The sequence below is a fragment of the Paenibacillus sp. FSL R5-0914 genome (genome assembly GCF_038004525.1).
Classification (GTDB): Bacteria; Bacillota; Bacilli; order Paenibacillales; family Paenibacillaceae; genus Paenibacillus_AQ.
The window spans coordinates 626,159-647,381 of sequence record NZ_JBBORH010000002.1 but is presented as its reverse complement, the minus strand read 5'-3'; the positions used below and the strand labels follow the sequence as shown (position 1 = coordinate 647,381).

The 21,223-nt window shown below is 42.2% G+C and carries 20 protein-coding genes; 3 read left to right on the top strand and 17 right to left on the bottom strand.

Annotated elements, in window-relative coordinates; translation table 11 throughout:
- Positions 1-8 precede the first annotated feature (8 nt).
- Positions 9-1,385 (bottom strand): sensor histidine kinase, encoded by a 1,377-nt coding sequence (locus MKX60_RS19140; RefSeq protein ID WP_076286352.1) that lies wholly within the window; start codon positions 1,383-1,385, stop codon positions 9-11.
- Positions 1,382-2,059 (bottom strand): response regulator transcription factor, encoded by a 678-nt coding sequence (locus MKX60_RS19135; protein ID WP_042187886.1) that lies wholly within the window; start codon positions 2,057-2,059, stop codon positions 1,382-1,384. Before MKX60_RS19135 ends, MKX60_RS19140 begins: the two co-directional genes overlap by 4 nt.
- A gap of 144 nt (positions 2,060-2,203) precedes the next feature.
- Here MKX60_RS19135 and MKX60_RS19130 point away from each other — a divergent pair, with 144 nt between their 5' ends.
- Positions 2,204-2,677 carry a ferritin family protein gene (locus tag MKX60_RS19130; RefSeq protein ID WP_076286353.1) on the top strand — a complete coding sequence of 158 codons (474 nt, stop codon included), beginning with the start codon at positions 2,204-2,206 and terminating at the stop codon, positions 2,675-2,677.
- A 22-nt stretch (positions 2,678-2,699) separates the two neighbouring features.
- Here MKX60_RS19130 and MKX60_RS19125 read toward each other — a convergent pair whose 3' ends face one another.
- The 5 genes from MKX60_RS19125 to MKX60_RS19105 form a co-directional block, all read right to left on the bottom strand.
- Entirely contained in the window at positions 2,700-3,512 is an 813-nt protein-coding gene (locus tag MKX60_RS19125; protein WP_341060679.1) for an SDR family oxidoreductase, read from the bottom strand.
- Positions 3,513-3,564: 52 nt separating this feature from the next.
- Entirely contained in the window at positions 3,565-4,011 is a 447-nt protein-coding gene (locus tag MKX60_RS19120; RefSeq protein ID WP_076286354.1) for a MarR family winged helix-turn-helix transcriptional regulator, read from the bottom strand.
- Between the two features lie 147 nt (positions 4,012-4,158).
- Positions 4,159-5,352, bottom strand: coding sequence for a metallophosphoesterase (locus tag MKX60_RS19115; protein ID WP_341060678.1), 1,194 nt, complete (start codon positions 5,350-5,352; stop codon positions 4,159-4,161).
- A 188-nt stretch (positions 5,353-5,540) separates the two neighbouring features.
- Positions 5,541-5,951, bottom strand: coding sequence for a bacteriohemerythrin (locus MKX60_RS19110; protein ID WP_081382799.1), 411 nt, complete (start codon positions 5,949-5,951; stop codon positions 5,541-5,543).
- A gap of 142 nt (positions 5,952-6,093) precedes the next feature.
- Positions 6,094-6,963 carry a cation diffusion facilitator family transporter gene (locus MKX60_RS19105; RefSeq protein WP_042187882.1) on the bottom strand — a complete coding sequence of 290 codons (870 nt, stop codon included), beginning with the start codon at positions 6,961-6,963 and terminating at the stop codon, positions 6,094-6,096.
- A gap of 307 nt (positions 6,964-7,270) precedes the next feature.
- On the opposite strand from MKX60_RS19105, the gene MKX60_RS19100 reads away from it, so the two are divergent.
- Positions 7,271-8,629 carry an outer membrane protein assembly factor BamB family protein gene (locus tag MKX60_RS19100; RefSeq protein ID WP_341060677.1) on the top strand — a complete coding sequence of 453 codons (1,359 nt, stop codon included), beginning with the start codon at positions 7,271-7,273 and terminating at the stop codon, positions 8,627-8,629.
- Positions 8,630-8,672: 43 nt separating this feature from the next.
- On the opposite strand, the gene MKX60_RS19095 is transcribed toward MKX60_RS19100, so the two are convergent.
- Positions 8,673-9,176, bottom strand: coding sequence for a ferritin (locus tag MKX60_RS19095; protein ID WP_042127399.1), 504 nt, complete (start codon positions 9,174-9,176; stop codon positions 8,673-8,675).
- Positions 9,177-9,272: 96 nt separating this feature from the next.
- Complete coding sequence (locus tag MKX60_RS19090) at positions 9,273-9,482, bottom strand: hypothetical protein (protein WP_231573442.1); 210 nt, start codon at positions 9,480-9,482, stop codon at positions 9,273-9,275.
- A 49-nt stretch (positions 9,483-9,531) separates the two neighbouring features.
- Here MKX60_RS19090 and nagZ point away from each other — a divergent pair, with 49 nt between their 5' ends.
- Complete coding sequence (gene nagZ / locus MKX60_RS19085) at positions 9,532-10,602, top strand: beta-N-acetylhexosaminidase (protein WP_341060676.1); 1,071 nt, start codon at positions 9,532-9,534, stop codon at positions 10,600-10,602.
- Between the two features lie 18 nt (positions 10,603-10,620).
- Here the strand turns inward: nagZ and MKX60_RS19080 are convergent, their stop codons facing one another.
- From MKX60_RS19080 to MKX60_RS19045, 8 genes are all read right to left on the bottom strand, one after another.
- A complete protein-coding gene (locus tag MKX60_RS19080; protein WP_341060675.1) occupies positions 10,621-11,709 on the bottom strand; it encodes an efflux RND transporter periplasmic adaptor subunit in 1,089 nt (362 codons plus the stop codon).
- A gap of 30 nt (positions 11,710-11,739) precedes the next feature.
- Positions 11,740-13,122 carry an ABC transporter permease gene (locus MKX60_RS19075; RefSeq protein WP_341060674.1) on the bottom strand — a complete coding sequence of 461 codons (1,383 nt, stop codon included), beginning with the start codon at positions 13,120-13,122 and terminating at the stop codon, positions 11,740-11,742.
- Positions 13,112-13,831 carry an ABC transporter ATP-binding protein gene (locus tag MKX60_RS19070; RefSeq protein ID WP_341060673.1) on the bottom strand — a complete coding sequence of 240 codons (720 nt, stop codon included), beginning with the start codon at positions 13,829-13,831 and terminating at the stop codon, positions 13,112-13,114. Before MKX60_RS19070 ends, MKX60_RS19075 begins: the two co-directional genes overlap by 11 nt.
- 39 nt (positions 13,832-13,870) lie before the next feature.
- Complete coding sequence (locus MKX60_RS19065; protein ID WP_341060672.1) at positions 13,871-16,456, bottom strand: hypothetical protein; 2,586 nt, start codon at positions 16,454-16,456, stop codon at positions 13,871-13,873.
- A 136-nt stretch (positions 16,457-16,592) separates the two neighbouring features.
- The gene (locus tag MKX60_RS19060; RefSeq protein WP_341060671.1) at positions 16,593-17,927 is read right to left on the bottom strand and encodes a hypothetical protein; all 1,335 of its coding nucleotides are present in this window, start codon (positions 17,925-17,927) and stop codon (positions 16,593-16,595) included.
- Entirely contained in the window at positions 17,924-19,012 is a 1,089-nt protein-coding gene (locus MKX60_RS19055; RefSeq protein ID WP_341060670.1) for a DUF58 domain-containing protein, read from the bottom strand. Before MKX60_RS19055 ends, MKX60_RS19060 begins: the two co-directional genes overlap by 4 nt.
- Positions 19,013-19,015: 3 nt before the next feature.
- Positions 19,016-19,993, bottom strand: a complete 978-nt coding sequence (locus MKX60_RS19050) for an AAA family ATPase (RefSeq protein WP_341060669.1) — start codon at positions 19,991-19,993, stop codon at positions 19,016-19,018.
- A 139-nt stretch (positions 19,994-20,132) separates the two neighbouring features.
- Positions 20,133-21,221: a GerAB/ArcD/ProY family transporter gene (locus tag MKX60_RS19045; RefSeq protein ID WP_341060668.1), complete on the bottom strand. Its 1,089-nt coding sequence runs from the start codon at positions 21,219-21,221 to the stop codon at positions 20,133-20,135.
- Positions 21,222-21,223 lie beyond the last annotated feature (2 nt).

Here is a 21,223-nt window from a genome sequence, read left to right as displayed (position 1 = left end):
ATAACGAGTTACAAAAGCGGAAGAGTTACAGTAAAGGTCGTGCCTTTGCCAACTGTACTGGATACTTCTATGGTTCCGTTATGTGTCTCTACAATTTTTTGCGTAATCGCCAGCCCAAGACCGCTACTATGCGTTTCTCGTGTACGTGCCCGGTCGACTTTATAAAAACGGTCAAAGATGAGTGGTAATTCCTCAGCATGAATACCCTCCCCAGTATCCGAAAAGGTTACTACACAGTTCCCTTCGTCAAGCTTTGCGGAAATCATAATAGATCCCTCAGCGGGTGTATATTTGATAGCATTAGTAATGAGGTTCATCCACACCTGATACAATAGATTGGAATCGCCATGTACGCTAATGTCCGCAAGACTTAAACGAACCGCTAATTGCTTCTCTGTTAATCTCCACTCCATGATTTGTACAACCTGCCGAAGCTGTGCACGCAAATCTATAGGTTTCTTCTGCAAGGAATTCGGATCATAATCGAGGGAAGATAACGTTAGCAGCTGTTTACTAAGCATCGATAGACGATGGCTTTCTTGATCAATAATATTGAGGTACTCTATCCGTTCATCCTCTGGTAATGTAGGATCTTTAAGGGTTTGGGCAAATCCTTGAATAGAAGTTAATGGCGATTCGATTTCATGAGACACATTCGCAACAAACTCTTGACGCGCACGATTGGTCCGTTCCAGCTCACGACTCATAATCATAAAGTGTGAGGCTAACTGGCCAATCTCATCCCGGCGCCAAGTATTTAATTTAATATCATATCTACCTTTTGAAATCCGTTTAGTTGCCGTTGTCAAACGTGTAATGGGTCTGACCACATGCAGTACGCTGATCATGACGAATCCTAGACTGAATAACACGGTAAAACCGATGATGACAGCAAAAAACACGCGCAGTTCACCGAACTGAACCTCTGCATCCGGCCGCATGAATAACGCAAAAGTCTCATTATTGACTTCAATAGGTACGCCTATCGTATTGCGTAATTGATTATCAAAAAAACCTGTAATAAATGCGCTGTCAGGAAACTCAGCAACACCGTGATACACTTGTCCATTCAGGACCTTCTCTAATTGTTGCGGTTCTAAATCCTCTTTCCGAAATGGCTTGCCGTAAAACCGGGATTGACCTTCTGTATCGGTTAAATAAATCTTATATCCCAGTACAGCTACACTTCGCAGGTAATCCTCCATAGATTCCGGGTGAGATTCTGCAAACTGCTGGATTTCAATGGCCATCCCCGTAAGCTTCGCATCGTTCTGCGATTTAATCTGAGCTTGGTAATAAATATTAGACACCAAGAAGCCAAGAAGGCTGCTCACCACAATGGCCGAGCAAAAGAGAATGCACATTCTCACATACAAAGACTTCACGAGCTCACCATCTCCAATTTATATCCAATTCCCCGTACCGTCCGAATCACAAAGTCATTCTGATAATCCAAAAACCGTTGACGCAATCGCTTGATATGTACATCCACCGTGCGTTCATCACCTTCATAATCCATTCCCCACACTAGTTCAATCAGCTCACTGCGTGAATACAGTCTTCCTGGATATTGTGCCAGTTGTGCGAGCAGTTCAAATTCCTTTACCGGTAACAGTAGTACTTCATCACCATCAGTGATCTCATAATTTTTACGATCAATAACTAGTGAATTTAAACGAATCCGATCATCCGAAGCGATGGAATAACGCCGAAATAAAGCTTTGATCCGAAACAACAATTCTTCCGGCTCAAAAGGTTTCGTTACATAATCATCTGTCCCCCGCAAATAGCCTTGTTCTTTATCACTTAGCTGTTGCCGGGCTGTTAACAAAATGATCGGTATATCATACGTTTCTCTTATATGCTGGCATAGCTCTAACCCATCCACATGTGGCATCATCACATCCACAACGGCTAAATCTGCAATGCTTTCTTTCAGTTTATGTATCGCGTCCCGGCCATCGCTTGCCTCCATTACTTGGTAACCTTCTCTGGTCAATACATGCTTTAATAATGTACGAATATTACTATCGTCATCTGCTACTAAAATCTTTTTCATCGTTTACACTCCCTGAATAACGGATGAACCCATAGTATCAACTTTAAAGGGTTAGAACAACTAAAGAACCGAAAGAGACCATTTTGGGCATTCGTACATATACTACTCTAATAATAACGAACGAATCAGGAGGTAATAAGAACTATGAATTGGACTCCTTTATCTCAGAATAGATCTGATTTCAAACCTATCTGGGCAACCTCTCTTCCTCAAGCATTAAATTTAATCAAAGAAGCTGTGCAAGGTGAACGAAATGATGAGCTTTTCTATGATGAACTTATCAAACTGGCCCCAAATTCCGAGCAAGCCTCCATCATCACCTCAATACGAGATGACGAAAGGGGTCACAACTCCATGTTCCGCGGGATGTTCAAAGAAATTACGGGTCAAGATATCACTGGAATTAGTAGTGAGCAATATCAACGGATCAGTTCCTATGAAGAAGGTTTAGAAAAAGCACTCCAAGGTGAACTGGCTGCAGTCGAAAAGTATCGCAAAATATGGTTTGGTCTACCTGTTGGAGTATACCGCGATACTGTTTATGGGATTATATTAGATGAATTAAAACATGCCAGTAAATATAATTATTTACTTACCTTAGATCGAACCACTATATAGTTGAATTAGTTAGAGTCATTATTTAAACCTGAAGGAAAGTGATTATACTTTCCTTCAAAGAGGTAACAGGCCGTCCCATTAGTCTCTCCATATCTTTTGAAGTAGAAGCTGTATCTATCTTCCCAAGGAGTGAATAAATCCAGTGCTGAATGCTTGAATCCTGCCGATGAACGATTCTTTTTCCTGTCAGCTCGGATAATACCTCCGCAAGTTCGCTGAAGTCCCAAGAGCGCGGTGCGGTTAATTCATAAATCTGATTAATATGACCAGTAGTTGTAAGCACGACCGCCGTAGCTAAAGCGAGATCCTTTCGTGTCACCGAATTAAATAGCCAGTTCCCAGGATAGGTGATTAACTCACCGCTTTGGATCGCCTCTTTCAGCCCTAGTACATCTACAAAATCCATATACAAAGCGTTGCGTAGAAATGTATAGTCAATACCTGATTTAAGAATCATCTGCTCTGTAAGTAAGTGAACATGATTAGCTGGAATTTGTCCTTTAGGTGGAAATGCGAAGCTTGTATACAGCAAATGCTTCACCCCTGCCTTTGATGCTGCATGAATAACCTCAGAATGTTGAGTTAATCTGACGTTATCATCGGGATGTGAACTAGAGATGAATAATGGCTCTGCTACACCTGTAAAAGCTTGAATTAGAGTATCAGGCTGATCATAATCGCCAAAGCGAATCTCAACCCCTTTTTCCAAAAGATCATTTGCTTTCTCCCGATCACGAACACATGCGATAATCTCACCTGCCGGCACAAACTGAAGAAGATTGTCTATAATCAAACTTCCTAATTGACCAGTAGCCCCAGTAACCATAATTGACATAACACCCCAGCCTTTCTGTTCCATGTTTTCGAGACCACAACATTATTTATTTCTAGCCATTGCTAAGCTTTTCTAATAAAACGATGAGTTGCCGAAGCTCTTGTTTATCCAGACCCTGCATACGTTCAGAGACCGCTTGACGATTTCCGGGAAGATGCTCCAAAAGTAATCGTTGTCCTTCACCCGTAATTGAAATAACGCTCTTTCTACCATCCTGAGTATGGTTCGAGCGGGTAATCCAACCATCTTTCTCCAGGGGTATCAGCAACAGACTAATATTAGCTTTGGTAACCCCAATATTGTGAGCCAATGTAGAAGGTAAAATCGTTCCGCCCTGTTTAGATATTTCTACTAGGATACGAATTCTTGCGCCATTTAATCCTTTCGACTGCCAATATTTATCAGAGACAGAAACTAAGCTTGCAGTAGTATCAACTAAAGTGAAAAATGCCTGAGTATGTAGCGGCTGATTCAATACCAACGGTTGTAAATGATCCATCTTAGATTTTTCAACTCCAATTTAGTTAAGTGCTTAACTATTTTAAACCATACTACAAGCTCTACTAATTGTCAAAAAAAAGAAACTGCCTCAGCTCGCAGAAAAATTCTACGGATTCGGGCAGCCTCATATCATTAAAAATTTCTTTTAGATTAACACCGTCTTTGTAGACACGGCTTCTTCACTGTATTGTTTAGTCCCTTCTAACACCACTTCAAGCTTAATAATCTCCGAACGGCTGGCTAAACGGATTGGAGGTCCCCAGGTCCCATAACCAGAGGAAACAACGACATGCAATTTATCCTTGCGAAGGTAGCCCCAGTCCAGTTCGAACAACCGCTTGGTGATCCAGTGATTAGGAGCAATCTGTCCACGGTGCGTATGACCTGAGAGTAGAATATCTACGCCTTCTTGGGCAGCGACATCAAATCCGGTAGGCTGATGATCCATCATGATCACAGGACGCGTCAGATCGAGGCCATTCAATAAGGAGTTTACGCTTAATCTACCTCCGGCTTCCATCGTCTCGGCAGTCTTATCTTTTCGACCTATAATATAAGTTCCCGCCACTTCTTCAACCTCATCCTGTAGGACTTTAATGCCTATGCTACTCATTAAATCTGTATATTCCTTGATCGAACCACCGTAATATTCGTGATTGCCCAGTACCGCGTAGACACCATGGCGTGCTTTTAGCTGCTTTAGCTGTTCACTCATACTATTGCGAATAAAAGGCTCAATACTATCGTCAAGTACATCCCCAGCCAGCAAAATCACATCAGGCTTCATAGCATTCATTTGTGCAACCATTTTTTTGAGATGCCGATTGCCGACGATATTTCCTAAATGCAGATCGGATGCAACCGCGATGGTAAGTGGCGTACTAGTTCCGATAGATTTATCAATGGGAATAGGATGGGTACGAACTACTGTACTCCAAGCGTTGATCGAACCCCAGACTAGAAAAACAACCAGTAATATTAGCAATGTACCACCCGCTTCTGAGACGTAGTGCGTTCGATCGACACCCATCCAGCCCAGCAGCACATATAACAGATCAGCTAATGGCAACATGATAATAGCGAATTCCATGCAAGCTAGATAATACGACCCAATCACCTTAAAGAATCTGGCTAACGGCTTCACTATTGTAGGCCACGGTATCATTCCAACGACATACGCAAAGGCAACAAGCAGGAATAATGTCCAGAACAGAACAGAGGAAGCACCTGAGAACCATTCATGGACAAGCAGCCAACCGTGATACCCAATGTAAAAATTAACAAGGCCCAGAATAAGCAGCATTGCAAACCCTGAAGCTAACATTCGTAATGTTTTCATCGTTCCACTCCCCTTTACCATACTAACTCTATACGTCTTATCTCAAATCATAACACAAACCGTTAACCCAGTATAAATTACGATGCTGTCTTTGGAAAATGGATCAAATAACGTACTACAATTCTTTATCACATTCCCCGTCAAAAAAAAAAGAAAATGCCGTCGGCATCTTCGTTGGAGGTATTCAGTTATACTGCTCTATCACGCGTGGCCATACATTCGCCAATTAGCTTATCGCATTTATTAATGTGATTCAGAAGCCAATCGGTTAACGTACGGTTAAGCTTAATCGTCGAGAGAACGGAGACTCCCTTGGTTTTAATCGTTTCTTCTAATTCAAGAACGGCTTTCACAAAATTAGCGTGCGTCTTACGATGTTCCGCCAATTCAGGAAAATCGATCTCTTCCATCAATTGCTCTTCATTGCTAAAATGCTCGATGGTATATTCCTTCAAGAATTTGAGCGTTTCTTCGATCTTCTCTTTCCCCTGCTGCTTACTGCAAGCATCAAAAAATTCATTCAATTTCGCCAGCAACTGTCTGTGCTGACAGTCTATTTTCTCAACACCGATATCATAAGAATCCTTCCATTCAATCACGAAATCACCATTCCATTTCCTGAAATTAACATATCGATAAATACAACTAATTCTCCACCTTTCCGCACAAAAGATCTATTAACAACATCACAAGGAAAATCCCATATCCATCCAAGGGAAAGTCACAATTCATTGTCCGTTTCTACTTCATTACAGGTTCTATGTGGACAAGCACATTTGAAACTTGGTGCCGATCTTTCAATTGTTCTTCGATTTCTTCCGTAATATCATGGCTCTGCACCACACTAAGCTCGGAATCTACTAATACAGTTGTATCTACTAGTACGTTATTTCCGTGGATGCGAGCTTTAATATCTTTAATGGATTGCACACCGTCAATTTCAGCAACGGTTTCTTTCATGAGTTCAAGCTCTTCCGCATCAAAACCATCCGTTAAGTCATGTGTAGCTTTACTAAAGATATCCCATGCCGTCTTGCAGATAATCAGGCCGACAATAATCGCTGTAAGCGGATCAAGCCATGGAATTCCAAATCCAGAAGCCACAATTCCGACAAAAGCACCTATGCTAACTAAAGCATCTGATCGATTATCTAGTGCTACTGCTCGCATAGCGTTACTATTAATAGAGCGGGCCAGTCTAATGTTATACATATATACGCCCATCATTATCACAGCACAAAAAACTGCCGTCCAGGCTGCTATAAGATCTGGACTTTCCAGTTCGGGTTGAATAAATTTGTTCACGCCCTGGTACAGCACTTGAAGCCCTACAACGATCATAATAAATGAAGCAATTAAGGATGCCACGGTCTCTGCTCTGAAATGCCCGTAGCTATGATTGGAATCCGGCGGTCTCCTTGAGATCTTAAGACCGATTAGTATGGCGATAGAAGCGATAATATCAGTACTGTTGTTCAGGCCATCTGCAAGCAGCGCTTGAGATCCCGCGACCGTACCAATAAACAGTTTGATGGCGGACAGGAATATGTAGGCAACTATGCTTAGCCATGCTCCTTTTTCACCTTGTTTGATGTCGTTGTAATTTTCCAAAAAAAAGAACCCCCAAAGAATAGTATTGTTCTATACTACACTCCGAGATTCGGGTGGGTCTAGAGAAACAGTGTTGCTAAGAGGCGTAATAGTTCCCTCCGTCAAATAGAGTTGCTAGGTCATAACTGTTTTGCGGAGCGTAACATAGTTTGCCTTAGTTCAACTTTAAGTATTATATTTCTCGCTTAAACGCTTACCGTCCTTAAAAAAAGCCGTAGGCGTTTATGCTTGTTCTACAGAAGTAGTAACTTTTTGCCATTTATAATGTCTAATTATAGTAATCACTATTTTTGAGGAGCGTGAAACGATGATTCAGTCTTTACACAAGACAATGATTAAAGTTTTAGCTGTTACATGCATTGCATCCCCAATAGCTTACAACGGATCGTTATCCGACATTTCCGCGGAACAAGCAGTTATAAGTACAAGCAATCCCTATTACAATGAAGTCAAAGCACCTATTCTTGTACCTGTATGGTCATCACCGCTTGCCATCTTAAAAGAAGATAGAATCACTGGGCAGAACGTTACAGCCCTTGCCGAGAATGGGAAAGTCTTTGCCTTGCAGCAGAATGAAAAACTAGTCGCATTGAATGCTACAACAGGAAAAAAAATGTGGGAATTCGGAAGTGCATTAGCCCCGTTGTTCACGTACAGTAATGGATTTATCTATGGTTTGACTAAGAGTGGCTCTCTGTATGCCGTTAATGAAGCAGGTAAAAAAGCGTGGTCAGCTTCATTATCACTACCTAAAGCCACCAGTATACAACGGTTAGGCTCCACCATCTATGTAACACAAGATAGTCAACTGGCCGCTGTCGATGCGGTCAGCGGGAAGATCAAATGGAAGGCTGCGGAGGAGAGCAATAACTTTACAGGCTTATCGGAACTTATGGAAACGGATGGGGTTGTTATTCGAAGTTATCTCTCACAGGGAGCATTAACAACTGGCGCACTTGCTGCTTATGACAGTCTGACAGGAAAAAAACTATGGGACCATACCCGTCAATGGTGGCCACTAGCAGTAAAGGACGGCCTCCTCTACTCCATTACCAATACGTTAATGATGGATGATGACGCTGTGAATCGTAATGTTAAAATTTCTGTATTCAACGTTAAAACGGGTGAACTTAAAGGAGAACGTTTATATAAATGGACAGATACCGAGAATAAAGATGGAGCATTCACATTTGGTGGTGTAAATGGGACCGCATTCTTGGATGGAAATGACTTCTATATTTTTCAGGGCAAAAAGCTTGTGAAATATGATTTTTGGAATTACTCAGCGGAAGGTAAGCCAGTTCAAACCTGGACTTCTATGGCAAAAGAGAAAGATTATCCTCTAAACCAAGTCCATCAGCAAAGAATGTTATATTCCAATTATGATACAGGTACGTTATCCGCACTCAAACTTGGAAATGGTCAGGCGGTAGTCCTCAATAATGGTGAGAATCCTGTAGTTCAGACGGATCTTTTTGGAAATGTGGTTTATAGCGGACAATCAGATGGCCTATTTCACGCTTATGACATGTTGACGTTGAAGCCTATTTTTACCGTGAAGACAGGATCTCGTAACTTTGCCCCTTCTCTTAAAACTGGAGGCATGCTGATCATCCGAACGGATAATAAGCTGCTGGCTATTAAACTGCCTTCATCAATTAAATAAAAAAAGCCTGATTTCTCAGGCTTCTGATCTTAAGTAACTTTACTTACTCAGCAGGAGCTGTAAAAGTACGTGCAGCAAATTCAGCATCCAGCATGTAGAAGGCGTTGCTATCTTTATCAATTCGTTTCAGTTTACTAATGATGTTGCTAAAGAGCGCTTCCTCTTCTACTTGCTCGTCAATAAACCATTTCAAGAAATAGATCGTTGCATGTTCACGCTCATCCAGCGCCAAGTCAGCTAAATGATAGAAGCGTTTCGTGTTTTGTTGCTCATGCGCGAATGCATGTTCAAAAGCATCCAGCATCGAAGAGTATTCGTTCTTTGGCTCTGGTAGAGCTTCAAGTGTCGCCCGATTATCGCGATCATTAAGGAACTTATAGATTTTCATGGCATGGAATCGTTCTTCTTCTGCTTGAATTAAGAAAAAGTTTGCGAATCCATCGAGACTTTCCCCGGAACAATAGGCTGCCATAGCTAGATAAACATGAGCGGAATAAAACTCGAAATTCATCTGTTCATTAAGTGCGTTTACTAATCCATCTTTCATTTGACCGTCACCTCATAATTCAATTTTAATATGTAAAGATTTAAGTTCATCTTATCACCGTGTATCTAAGTCAGCAAGGATTCATCCTTCTGACATCTAAATAAGTAACGAAGGGACGACTATTCTAATGACCAGATTTACACGCAACATCCTTAGACCTACATCCTCTGCTAGCTTTTTAATGGCTTCTGCTATGGTATCTATGCTTCTGTTAACTAGCTGCTCCAATAGCAGTAACAGCTCCCAAGCTGCCGCTACAAATCCGCCGACTGCCGAATCCACATCTTCACCTGTTACCAGTTCCACAGCAGCTCCCTCCTCAGAGAGTGATCCAATTGCTGTTCAGGTTTCCAGTATGAGCCTAGAAGAGAAAATTGGACAAATGCTCCTTGTTGGCATCGACGGAACCGTTCTGGATGATCAAGCAAAAAGGATGATTGCCGAAGACAAAGTCGGTGGAATCATCCTTTATAAGAACAATATTCAAGATCTGAAGAGTATGGTCAGCCTTGTTAATTCCATGAAAGAGAGCAACAGCGGCAACCCTGCCCCTTTATTTATGAGTATCGATCAGGAGGGCGGAAAAGTCAGCCGGATGCCTAAGGAGTATGCTTCCTTCCCCTCTAATGGAAAGGTCGGTACCCGTAAGGATGCTAACGCTGCCGAAATGATGGGCAAGCTGCTCGCTAGAGAAGTATTGTCAGCAGGATTTAATATGAACTTCGCTCCCGTCCTTGATATCAATAGCAATCCAGATAATCCTGTAATTGGAGATCGTTCCTTCGGTAACTCCGCTGAACTAGTCAGTACGCTAGGGATTGCCGAAATGAAAGGAATTGAGAGCGAAGGTGTTGTTCCTGTCGTCAAACATTTCCCTGGTCACGGAGATACTTCCGTCGACTCCCACCTTGAGCTGCCGATTGTGAAAAAGACCGCTGCAGAGCTCGCTGAATTAGAATGGCTCCCTTTTCAAGCGGCGATTAAAGAGGGAACCGACGCCGTTATGGTCGCTCATATTTTGTTTCCTAAGCTTGATGCTGATAAACCAGCATCTTTATCCAGTAAAATAATTGGTGATCTGCTTCGTGGAGACATGAAATATCAAGGACTCGTAATCACAGATGACCTAACTATGGGTGCAATCATGAAGAATTACGACCTTACCACAGCAGCGTTAGATACTATAAATGCAGGCAGTGATATCTTACTTATCGCTCACGGCTATGATAATGAGAAACGGGTATTAGAATCGCTTCTGGACCATGTAAAAAAAGGTAAGATACAGGAATCACGGATTGATGAGAGCGTCTATCGGATTTTAGCATTGAAAGCTAAATATAATCTATCCGACGAGCCAGTTCCGGTTCCTGACCTTACCGAGCTAAATAAAGATATTAAATCTTGGCGACTCACGATTGAGAAATAGGCTTAGGTCTATTTCAATCTATTGAAGCACAACAACATCTCCAACCTTTAACCCTGAGACGGCCTCTGTTTTGTCAGCCGTCTCCATGCCCACTTTGATATCTCTTCGTTCATACTGCCCATCACCTTTATCCAGCATCACGTAGGAGAGATCTCCTTCATGCATTACAGCGATGCTGGATACAACGATGGCATTTTCTTTACGGACCGTTTCAATTTCTCCGCTCAAGCTAAGTCCACCAATCAAGTGCTCATCAGACTGCAATGAGATTACCACTTCAAATTGTGGAACCGAAGTAGCAGTAGTATTTTGACCTGAAGCCGACTTAGCAAATTTGGATACCTTAGTTACCTCTCCAGATAGCTTTGAATCTTTTAAAGCTGTCATTTTAACATCGACCTTCATTCCCGTCTTAATACGGAAGACATCTTGTTCACCTACAAGAGCAATGAATTCAAGCTTGTTCATATCTACAATTTTGCCGATGTATTGATTATCTGTCACTGTTTGCGGTATTTCACTCGCACTGTCAAATAGAAAAACACCAGTTGCCGGAGCATAGAAGAGGGCCGTTTTAATCTTGGCCTTCTTTTCTTTTAATTCACGAGCCTGTATTTCAGCATTTACTTGGTTAAGCTCATCTCCTAACCGAGCTGTTTCTTGGGCTGCGAGGGCTTTTATACGTTCGGCTTCTGTTGCTCCGAGAGCTGCATTCTCCTGGTCCTGCTGACTAACAAATTCATTTAATTCCGCTTCTAGCTGTGCCTTTCGGATGGTCGCCTCCGATGTAGCAATCTCATTCTTTAAGGCTTCCTGATCGAGGGTAAACAGCAAATCCCCCTTCTTTACTTGCCCACCGTTCTCAACCTTCCATTTTGTTACTTTAGAAGCATATGGTGCATATACAAGTGTTTCTTGCTCATATCGTGAATTCCCCTTAACCTGAATGGAGTTCGTGATGGTTTCCTGTGTCACTTCAAAAGTTATCGCTTGTGGTGGTTCAATAGGTTCTAGCTGTGCCTCAGTTTTATACATCTTGCTGTATACAAAATAACCCGCTGCAATAATGATCAATACCAATACAATCCACTTGATTCTCCTCTTCATCACTTCTGCTTCCTTTCAACTTAAAAATAGCTAATCCCGTTTTATCGCCGTGAGCGCATTTGTTCTGGACGCGCTTATCGCCGGATAAATTCCCGATAGTACTCCTGTCATCACTGCAAATGCAATGCCAATTGGAAGGGTCATCAGAGGAATAGTGATAACCAAGGGTTCACCACCCATTCCCATGCCTCCTGTGGTACCAATGAGCTTATTTATGCCAAACACAATCAAGTACGAAAAGCCTATGCCGAGTAGCCCCCCCAGCATCCCGAGCAATGCCGCTTCTGTAATGAACATATTTCGGATCTGCCCCATATTAGCGCCCAACACTTTCATAATACCGATCTGCCGACGACGCTGATGGGTGGACATGGTCATTGCAACGATGATCGAGATCGAAGCAATAATTAGAATAAATATACCAATACCAAGCGCTGCTTTCTTGAACATGCTGAATGTAGAAGCCATCGCCTCTTTTTGATACAAATTCGTACTTGTATTTAGTGTAAGTTTCTGGATAAGCTTCTCCACTTGCACAATGTTGTCCGTACTGTCGACTTTTACAATGGCGGAGTTGTAGACATCCTTCTGCCCAGCAGTTCCATTCATTAGTTTCAGTTGTTCAACCAGACGCTCCCCAGTCTCTAGCGAAACATAAATCTTCTTGTCGTACATCGCCATATCAGGGTTCCCAGTACTATCCAATATCCCAACAATTTGAATGGGTGAGCTGATTAGAGACTGTCCAGTTTGAGAAGCAGGGTCATATGATTGTAATTGAACCTGTTGTTTGAACATATCCGACGGAAGCATGCTTAAACTGTTGTACTGTTCCATTATTTTATTATTATAAGGATCAGTACTCAGTTGTTCAAAAAGACGTTGCCGAGTCTCGACATCAATCAATCCTACAGTTGCTCCATAGTTTAGTACTGCCATACCAACCGAATCAGAAGGACCACCCTGCTTAAATTTATGGTCATATTTCGTTAGTAGTCGAAGATCCGTTCCGATTAACTGTACGTCCGTAATTTTATTATCGATAGTAGTCATTTGTAGGTAGCCAAGCTCTTGAAAAGGTGCTGCTGCGGTAACATGCCGCAGGCCTTGAACAATTTTCAGCTTCTGGGCCGTTAGCCTGCCGGGGTCGAGCTTTGCATCAGAGGCAGAGGCTTCTTTTCCTTCTCCGCCCCCTTGTGAAGGGATGCCGCTGTTCGGAGTCACCGTAATTTCATCCATTTTGAAATTACGGTTAATTTCCCGCTCCGTATAGCTTTGCGCGGAATCTCCTATACTTAAAGCAACAATAATAGCAGCACAGCCTATCGATATACCTGCCATACAAAGACCTGTGACAACTTTCCGTCGTTTGACTTGCTCCCAAGCCAAACGTGAAATATCACTAATCCTCAATGAGTTTACCCCCTTCGAGTTCTTTATCCGAAGAAGTTTGTTTCTCAGTAATCATATATCCGTCCTGAAGCGTGAAAATCCGTTGCATTTGTTCTGCTACTTTGAGCTCGTGTGTTACAACGATGAAGGTGGTCTTCATCTTCTTGTTCAGGTTAAGCAGGATATTGATAATTTCCTCTTCTGTCTTCGAGTCCAGATTTCCGGTCGGTTCATCTGCGAAAATAACGGACGGTTCTGTGATCAAGGAACGTGCAATACTGACCCGCTGCTGCTGTCCGCCAGACAACTGTGAAGGGAACAGGTCGGCTTTATCCGGAATGCCGACCCCTTCCAGCAAGGCCAGAGCTTTTTGCTTACGTATTGATGGTGAAACGGATTGGAACACAAGCGGCAACTCAACATTTTCACGGACAGTCAAGCTAGTAATCAGTTCATAAGCTTGAAAGATAAACCCGATATGCTTCCTACGAAATTCAGATAGCTTGTTTTCGCTCATCTTCACAATATCTTGGTCAGCAATGTAAATGTGGCCTTCCGTAGGCTTCATCAGACCAGCCATCAGGTTGAGCATGGTTGACTTACCGGAACCCGAGCTCCCCAGTAATGCAACCATCTCCCCCTTTTTCACAGAAAAATCTATTTGATGAAGGACTGCCGTCGTTTCATTACCATTCTTAAAAGAATGCGTTACATTTTCCACTCGCAACATTGGAGCTGCTCCTTCTCGTACATTAATAGATATGAATTCCTACTTCTCAGTTACTGTTCTATCAATCTTTATGCTATATACCTGGCTTGCCAGCTCGATCCGTTCTCCTTGGAACTCATCATACAGTGTGATTCGGTACGAACCACCCTCCAAATTCTTGTACATATTATTCGTAAAGGTCGCAGTATACGAGTTGTTATTCCCTTCAAGAAGTTCGGTACCGATGTTCAAGCTTCGTTCCTGTGATAAGCCATACGGATCTGTCATTTTGAGTACTAGTTTATGGGTGAAGGTTCCCATATCGTAGGTACTGTCACGAAGCAGGTTGTAATTCATAACGATGTCTATAGTGTTACTTCCTTTCAGTGATCGCCCTTCCGAACTTAGGACAGACATCGTGTATGGATATAGCGCAACTTTCGTCAAGTTATTCTCCGGTGGAGTAGAAACTGGATTTAGACTCAATGAAGCAATGTTAATGAATCCCGTTGGTTCCTGACCAGGTTCAGACAGCTTATTCCCAGTAATTCCTGGACCTAGATACATACTTACGTCTGATGGAATAACGGATTTAGGCAATTTTGCCCAGTACGTTATTAATTGCTTACCACCAGGTGTAGCTGAAGTATCTGGCTGATTCACTGTAGCTTCGAATAGCTGGCCATCTGCCGTTTTAAAGTAACCCTGAAGGCGAGCCATTTTGCTTTGTCTTTTTTCCTCACTGCTAAGCAGTAGCTCTGTATATACGATATTAGAATTGAGACCTTCATAAATAATTGTTTTGTTCTCTTGGACACTAGCGTTCTTGCCTTTACCGGTGATTGCATAACTTCCCCCACGTTCAATAGTCGCTACAGCATTCATCGTACTGTTCGTGCTAAGCGACAGGAACGAGCTCTTCTCTTCTTTTACTGTTGTAAAGAGGTTCACTTTTAATTTATCGAACTCTTGTGTGTAAGGGATTTTGGAAAATACATAGATTTCCGCATTTTTTCCTGGTGCAATCGTCGAGGTTTCCTTGTCCATAAACAGTTCTGTAGAGGAAGACACATCGTCATTGTCTACTTGCACAGATCCTTTTAATTCTGGAAGTGTTAATGCCACCGATTGCGAATTCTTAATATTTATTCTAGCAACAACGATGTCATCATCTTTCCAAGGAAAGCGCTGTAAAGACAGCAAGTTATAAGTGAAAGAACCATATTCATTGGATGCACTATACTCCACGCCCTTTTGAACCTCTGGCCGAAGTGTGTAGGAAATTGTGTAGTAGGCAATCGGTACTGTCAGCTTGGCTGTATTACCCGTACTGACATTATTCCCTTCTGATCCCGTTCCCTCACCTGTACTGCCCGTATCTGTATTAGCTGGAGCTGAAACAGCCTCTATCATTTGCAATTGCAGCGAACTCTGCTCAACCTCAAGCGGAATTTGTGCGGTAAGTGGAATGATTTTTTCTTCCAAAGGTTTTATGGTTAAGCCGCTCAATCCCTTCGCATTGATCGGAAAGGTTGTCCCTGTTGAAGATTTGACGGCAAGCTCATACGTTGGCAACGTAACGGACGTCTTCCCTACATTTTTCACTCGAAGCTGGAAGGTCCAAATCCCTTTATTATTCTCAGCGTATACGTTTGCGTTGTTTAACTGAGTTTCTATCGGATTATTATTAATGGTGATTTTCTTGGTCACACCTTTACCTACCACCAAATTAGGGGTTGTAGCTGCCGGTAGCTTGTACGAGGATTTAGCGATCTCAAGCTTCAGTGCTTCATCTTTTTGCGTAAATTGCAGCTTCATATTATCCGTCTTCATATAAGGAGGAATCTCGGCAAAATAATAGATAGTCTTCTTCTCCTGCGGCTGAATCTTGTAACTAATCTGAGAACGATCAAGTGCTAATTCATACGAACTGCCACCTGCAGAGAGTAAATAAGCCGCATAACCCGGATCACTGAGTACCTTACTGCCCTTATTGGTCAGGCTTATACCCACCTTGGCATAAACTTTCCCATTATATTTATAGAGCTCCAAGGACTCACTTTTAGCGATGACAGGAATGTCATTCATTGTGGTGCTAACATTTTTTCCATTTACAGCAGTTGGGGAATAATTAGCTGGTACAGTAAAACTTCCTGCATGCTTTAAATAACCTTTGGTTTTGGAATCCCATACATACATGGGAATCTTAATCCCTTTTAACGAATTGGTCTTGCCTATGTTGACGTAATATGTAACCCGCAAGCTTTCTTTAGCACCAATCTTCTTCTTAGTCGCGTCAGCGCTCAGTGGGTTACCCGGAATAACCGAACCCCCTGGCGTCGTCACTCTCGAAAAATAATACATAAGGTTTGCGTTTTTACTGCTCCCATTCGAATAATTCAGAGTATAGGTTAAAATATTTCCACCAGGTTGTGACCAAATATTGACATCTTCTAATGTAGCTTTGATATTTGCTCCTAAAGAAACGGAACCCAGATTGCTGGGGGGTGTTACTGTCGCCGCAGCTACAGCTGGATTGGTACGAACAGCATTAGCGGATGCCGCTGAAGCGGTATGGCCAGTCAGTTGACTGATGACAAAGGTACTTAATAGTAAAACAACATATGTACTGCTATGCTTTCTCATTTACTTCCCTCCACGAGTATTTTGCTAGAATTATTATAGTGGTAAGTACAAAACCAATTGTATCCATGTTGTAACACTTTTGAAGCGTTTGTAACCTATTTGTTCCTATTTGCATGAATTTGAAGAATATTCTATTCTATAATTTCAATTCATCTTTCAATGCAGCCACATCATTAGCAGAAGGATTTTCTTCTCCATATCTAACTTTTTCATATAATTCAATCAATGAATTCGACGTATGAACCGTACGTTCTTCGCCTTTATGTTTAGTCTTGTTATGAGCAGTCCATTTAATAATATCTTCTTCTGTTTCCTTCGGCGTAAGATAACTCTTAACTTCATAACCATGATCGTGCTTCAAATGAAGCCAACGCCGATATAACCAGCGAACACGCTCCGTTTCACTATTCATCTGCTCCCAGCGGTCTTTTCGATGTCTTGGCGTAAGGCGAGTACTCCAGAAATCCTTTAGATCTTGAAGCGTTTGCTCCCATGTAAATACACTTTTTTCCTCATCAAGATAAGTTGTATTGTCCTTTGGAGTATGTTCCCTGCGCAGCATGGCTAGCAAGGCATCCATGGCTCTCTTTAATTTCCCACCGGCATTTCTATACAACCACCGAAGTCCATAATAAGCTGCAACGCCCAATAACACAGCTCCAGCAACATATAAAGCAACATCTAATATAGCAGCTAGTAGACCAGGCTTTTCATCTCCTACAAAAGGTAGTTCCGGACTCGCTTGGGGCTGTTCTACTGGCGGAGGTAGCGGCTCACTTGACCCAGAGAATAAATTACTAATCCATCCGAAGAACGAGCGTACCATATTCCATAGCAGTGTCCCTATAGCTTTTCCGACTCCTGCCGCTAACACGGCCGCAACAATTCCTATTCCAATGACATAAATACGGTTATTCCTTTGTAATCCTTTTGGCAAAGCTTTGCCCTCTTGAGAAAGCGAACTATACTGTAAATAGCTACTATTAGAAATAAATAGTGTGAGCAATAGACACAAACTACCGCACCAGGTCAGTAGTGTAACACTTTCCTCCAAATCGGGAATTCTCCCATAGACAATGGTCGCAACAAAATAGATTACAATACCTATCCAATACTTCTTACTGGACTGATCTCGAGAGTCAGTAGTCATTCCGAGAAAAGCGCATATAAAACCTGCGACACCTAAAGGCAGACTCTCGATAGACAGACTTCCTGCTGACAAAGCCCCAACCACCGTCCCAAGGATTAGAGCAGCCAGCAGCTGCTTCCATCTAACACTACACTGTTTTCGTAGCAGAATACCTACTAATGATATTAGTGGTATGGCGGTCAGCCACATAGGTTCAACTTGCTTGGGCAGTACATAAACCTGAAACAGAATCCATACAGGTAAAACTAATAATAGTTCCAGGATAGAGTATATCCAGAGTTTGACCGTATTCCATACGTAACCAGATAACGGAAGTTTCATGCGCTCTCTCCTCCCTGTTCCGGAATATCCAGCCATTCTATACCATTGCCCAACACCAATAGGAGGTCAGCAGCCTCTTGTAATTCTGCTCCTCTATGACAGCTAATGATCAGAAAGTCTGTATCACTTATTCCGCTCTCGGCCTGCAGGGCTAGCAATCGACTCATAGGAAGCGTTCTGTCTAGCTCCAGCTTTGCTAACAGCTCTAGCAATTCTTCCAGCTCAGCCATAGGTTTTGCTTCAACAGGATCTCTTTCGCCCCCGTTATCCAATCTGCCGTTACAGATAAATCCCGTCTCAATTCCATGGCGCATGGCGTATTCGGCGATAGTGGCTGCATACCTTATCCCTTGCTCGATACGTTCCACATCCGTTACCGCTCTCCACATGGAATCACTGTCCTCTATATTCAAGCAAATGACGAGCCTAGAATCCGCAGTGTAGTCTTTCTTATGTACCTGCATAGTCCCTGTGCGCGCTGTAGCCTTCCAGTTTATAAGTCCCATAGAATCTCCTGAGCTATACTCGCGAATACCTGCAGTCAGGAAAGGATCTTCTACGATCCATCTTTTCACCGGAAGTTCACCTAGCCAGCTATGTATCGGTAGCGGAAGATCGTCTAGATTCAACAAATTAGGATAGACTAATAACTCTAATTGGAGAGGATACGTTTTATTTTTCCGGATCAATCCAAAGGGATCTCCAGTGGTCATGGTGACTGACTCCAAACGGTATATCCCACGCCGTTCGCAAGTTACTTGATGACGCCGTTTAATATGACGGTAAGATTTAAGAAAGAACAAGCTGATATGATTCTGGTAGATTTCACCCGTGCTAATGCCGAGATTATCTTGACTTCCAAATTCCAAGCCTCTGGCAATACTAGATTCCAGTCGAAGCCATGGTAATGGCAGAAGTTTCGCGTTAACGATCTCCTCGATCATCTCAAGTTGATCCCCTTCATAAGCGAGCTTAGTTGAAAAATACCGAGTATAACTAAGCGCTTTCAGACCATTCCGTTCATAGATAACGGCAAGAAGGAACAGGAGAGCTACTGTAATGAAAATGAACCAAGGCAAAGCCATAGCTCATTCCACCTTTCCGCCTCTTAAGGACGCAACGAGTTCAGTCGGCACCTCTACCTCACGAAGCACTTGTAACACAATTTCCGCGGCCTGTCCCTCTTTTGAACCCAATCCACGATGAAGAAGTAGACGATGTGCAAGCACCGGAACAGCTACGGCTTTAATATCATCTGGTGTAACGTAAGATCTACCTTGGATTAGAGCATATCCTTGAGATGATCTGAGCAATGCTCCACTTGCACGTGGACTCGCCCCTAGTTTTACTGCCGTAGATTTGCGAGTAGCTTCCGTAATCCGAACGATATACGCTAGCAAATCATCACTAATACTCACGGAAGCGGCCAAACGCTGCGCAGCTTGTATATCTTGAGCGGCAGCCACAGCAAAAGACTCTTCAAGTGGATTATTCTCACGAAAACGCTGCAAAATATGAATCCCTTCGTCAAATGAAGGATAACCCGTAGTAATCCGCATCAGAAATCTATCTAATTGAGCTTCAGGCAACGGAAAAGTGCCTTGGTTATCAATCGGATTCTGAGTAGCAATAACGAGAAAAGGTGCTTCTAGGCCATGAGTCACGCCATCGATCGTGATTTGCCGTTCCTCCATACATTCCAGCAGACTGGATTGTGTTCTTGGTGTTGCACGGTTAATTTCATCAGCCAACAAAATATTCGCAAATACTGGACCGGGTCTAAACTGAAATTCACCTGACTTTTGATTATAAAAATTAATCCCGCTTAAATCAGAAGGCAGCAAGTCTGGTGTAAATTGAATACGCTTAAATGTACAATCTAAAGACTTTGCAAGGACTTTGGCTAACAAGGTTTTACCTGTACCCGGAACATCCTCCAGTAGAACATGACCATTGGCAAGTAATGCGGTTAATAGCAGGTCTACTCCATCCTCTTTTCCAACGATGACTTTAGCTAGATTGGTTCTAATAGATTTGATGAGTTCAGTAACTTCTTGAAGATTCATGTAAATACACCACCCAATCCGAGGAAATTATTGTAATAAGTCCTTTCATCATAACAGAAAGTGTATCCAATATATAATTCACAAGAAAAGGCCCTGCCTATTAAAAAGGCAGAACCTAAATTTCCCCTCATGGTTACATTTACTTCGCAGTTTTATTCCGATATCGAAAGAAAGCCGTGATGGCGTAATAGATCGGGATGCTTTCAACGATTAGCCAAATAACGGCAATAGCATAGCTATTATAGTGTTTATAATAACTGCCTATGTGTCGTGAATACAAAAAAGCTATCGTGATTGAAGCTAATGTTAAGAAAGGAATATACATTTTTCTAGCTTTTGTATTAAACAAGCTGGATACACATCTAGAGGCTATGTAGATAAGGAATGAGCTGTGAATGAACATAGAAGACGACCATAATCCAATTATGAGCGGATCCGAATTGCCTAGTAAATTTTCTTGTTTGGAGCTGCGTACCAATTCAAGGAAAGGATATTGCAGTTCCTGACCCAAATGGGGTCCAAAACTCATCATCGTCAGTGACCAACCAATGAAGACAGTTACCATGAGAAAAATTCCAGTGAACACCAATCTCTTCAATATCTTTGCTTCAAGTTTCAGATCGGGCACCACAAACAAGAGAACAATCCATTCTCCAAACCATGACATGGCTACAATAGAGTCCTTCAGCGCAATTCCGGGATCATGATAATGAATGAAGGCGGGTAGCATATTGAAGTCCGCATTCGGGAGAAATAAATTAAATAAAATGATCATTGTAATAAAAAAAATAATAAAAAGTCCATCCGCCATATACGCCATCGTTGTAAAGCCTAAACTAGCCGTATACATAATCACTAACCCAATTACACACTGAATAAACAGAGGTGGAGTTCCTCTCAGATAATTAGAACCAAAGAATAGCACAAAGTTCTCAATATCAGTGGATGCATAATAAACACACCAGCATAAGAGCAAAAGAAGCATGAACTTGTGTGGCCATTTACCTATGATATCTTTTCCAAAGCTTGCCCATGCTTGATTAGGCCGCAACATACCGACGTGGAAAGTAAACCATAATAATATCAACCCTAATAAAGATCCCACTAATAATGCAATCCAGCCTTGATAGGATGAAGTGGCAATTAGATTCGGAATCAAAAAAATAGTGGTTTGGGAGTTGAAAAAAATAATAAAAAAACGGAAAAGCTGCCATTTCGATGTTCGCATAA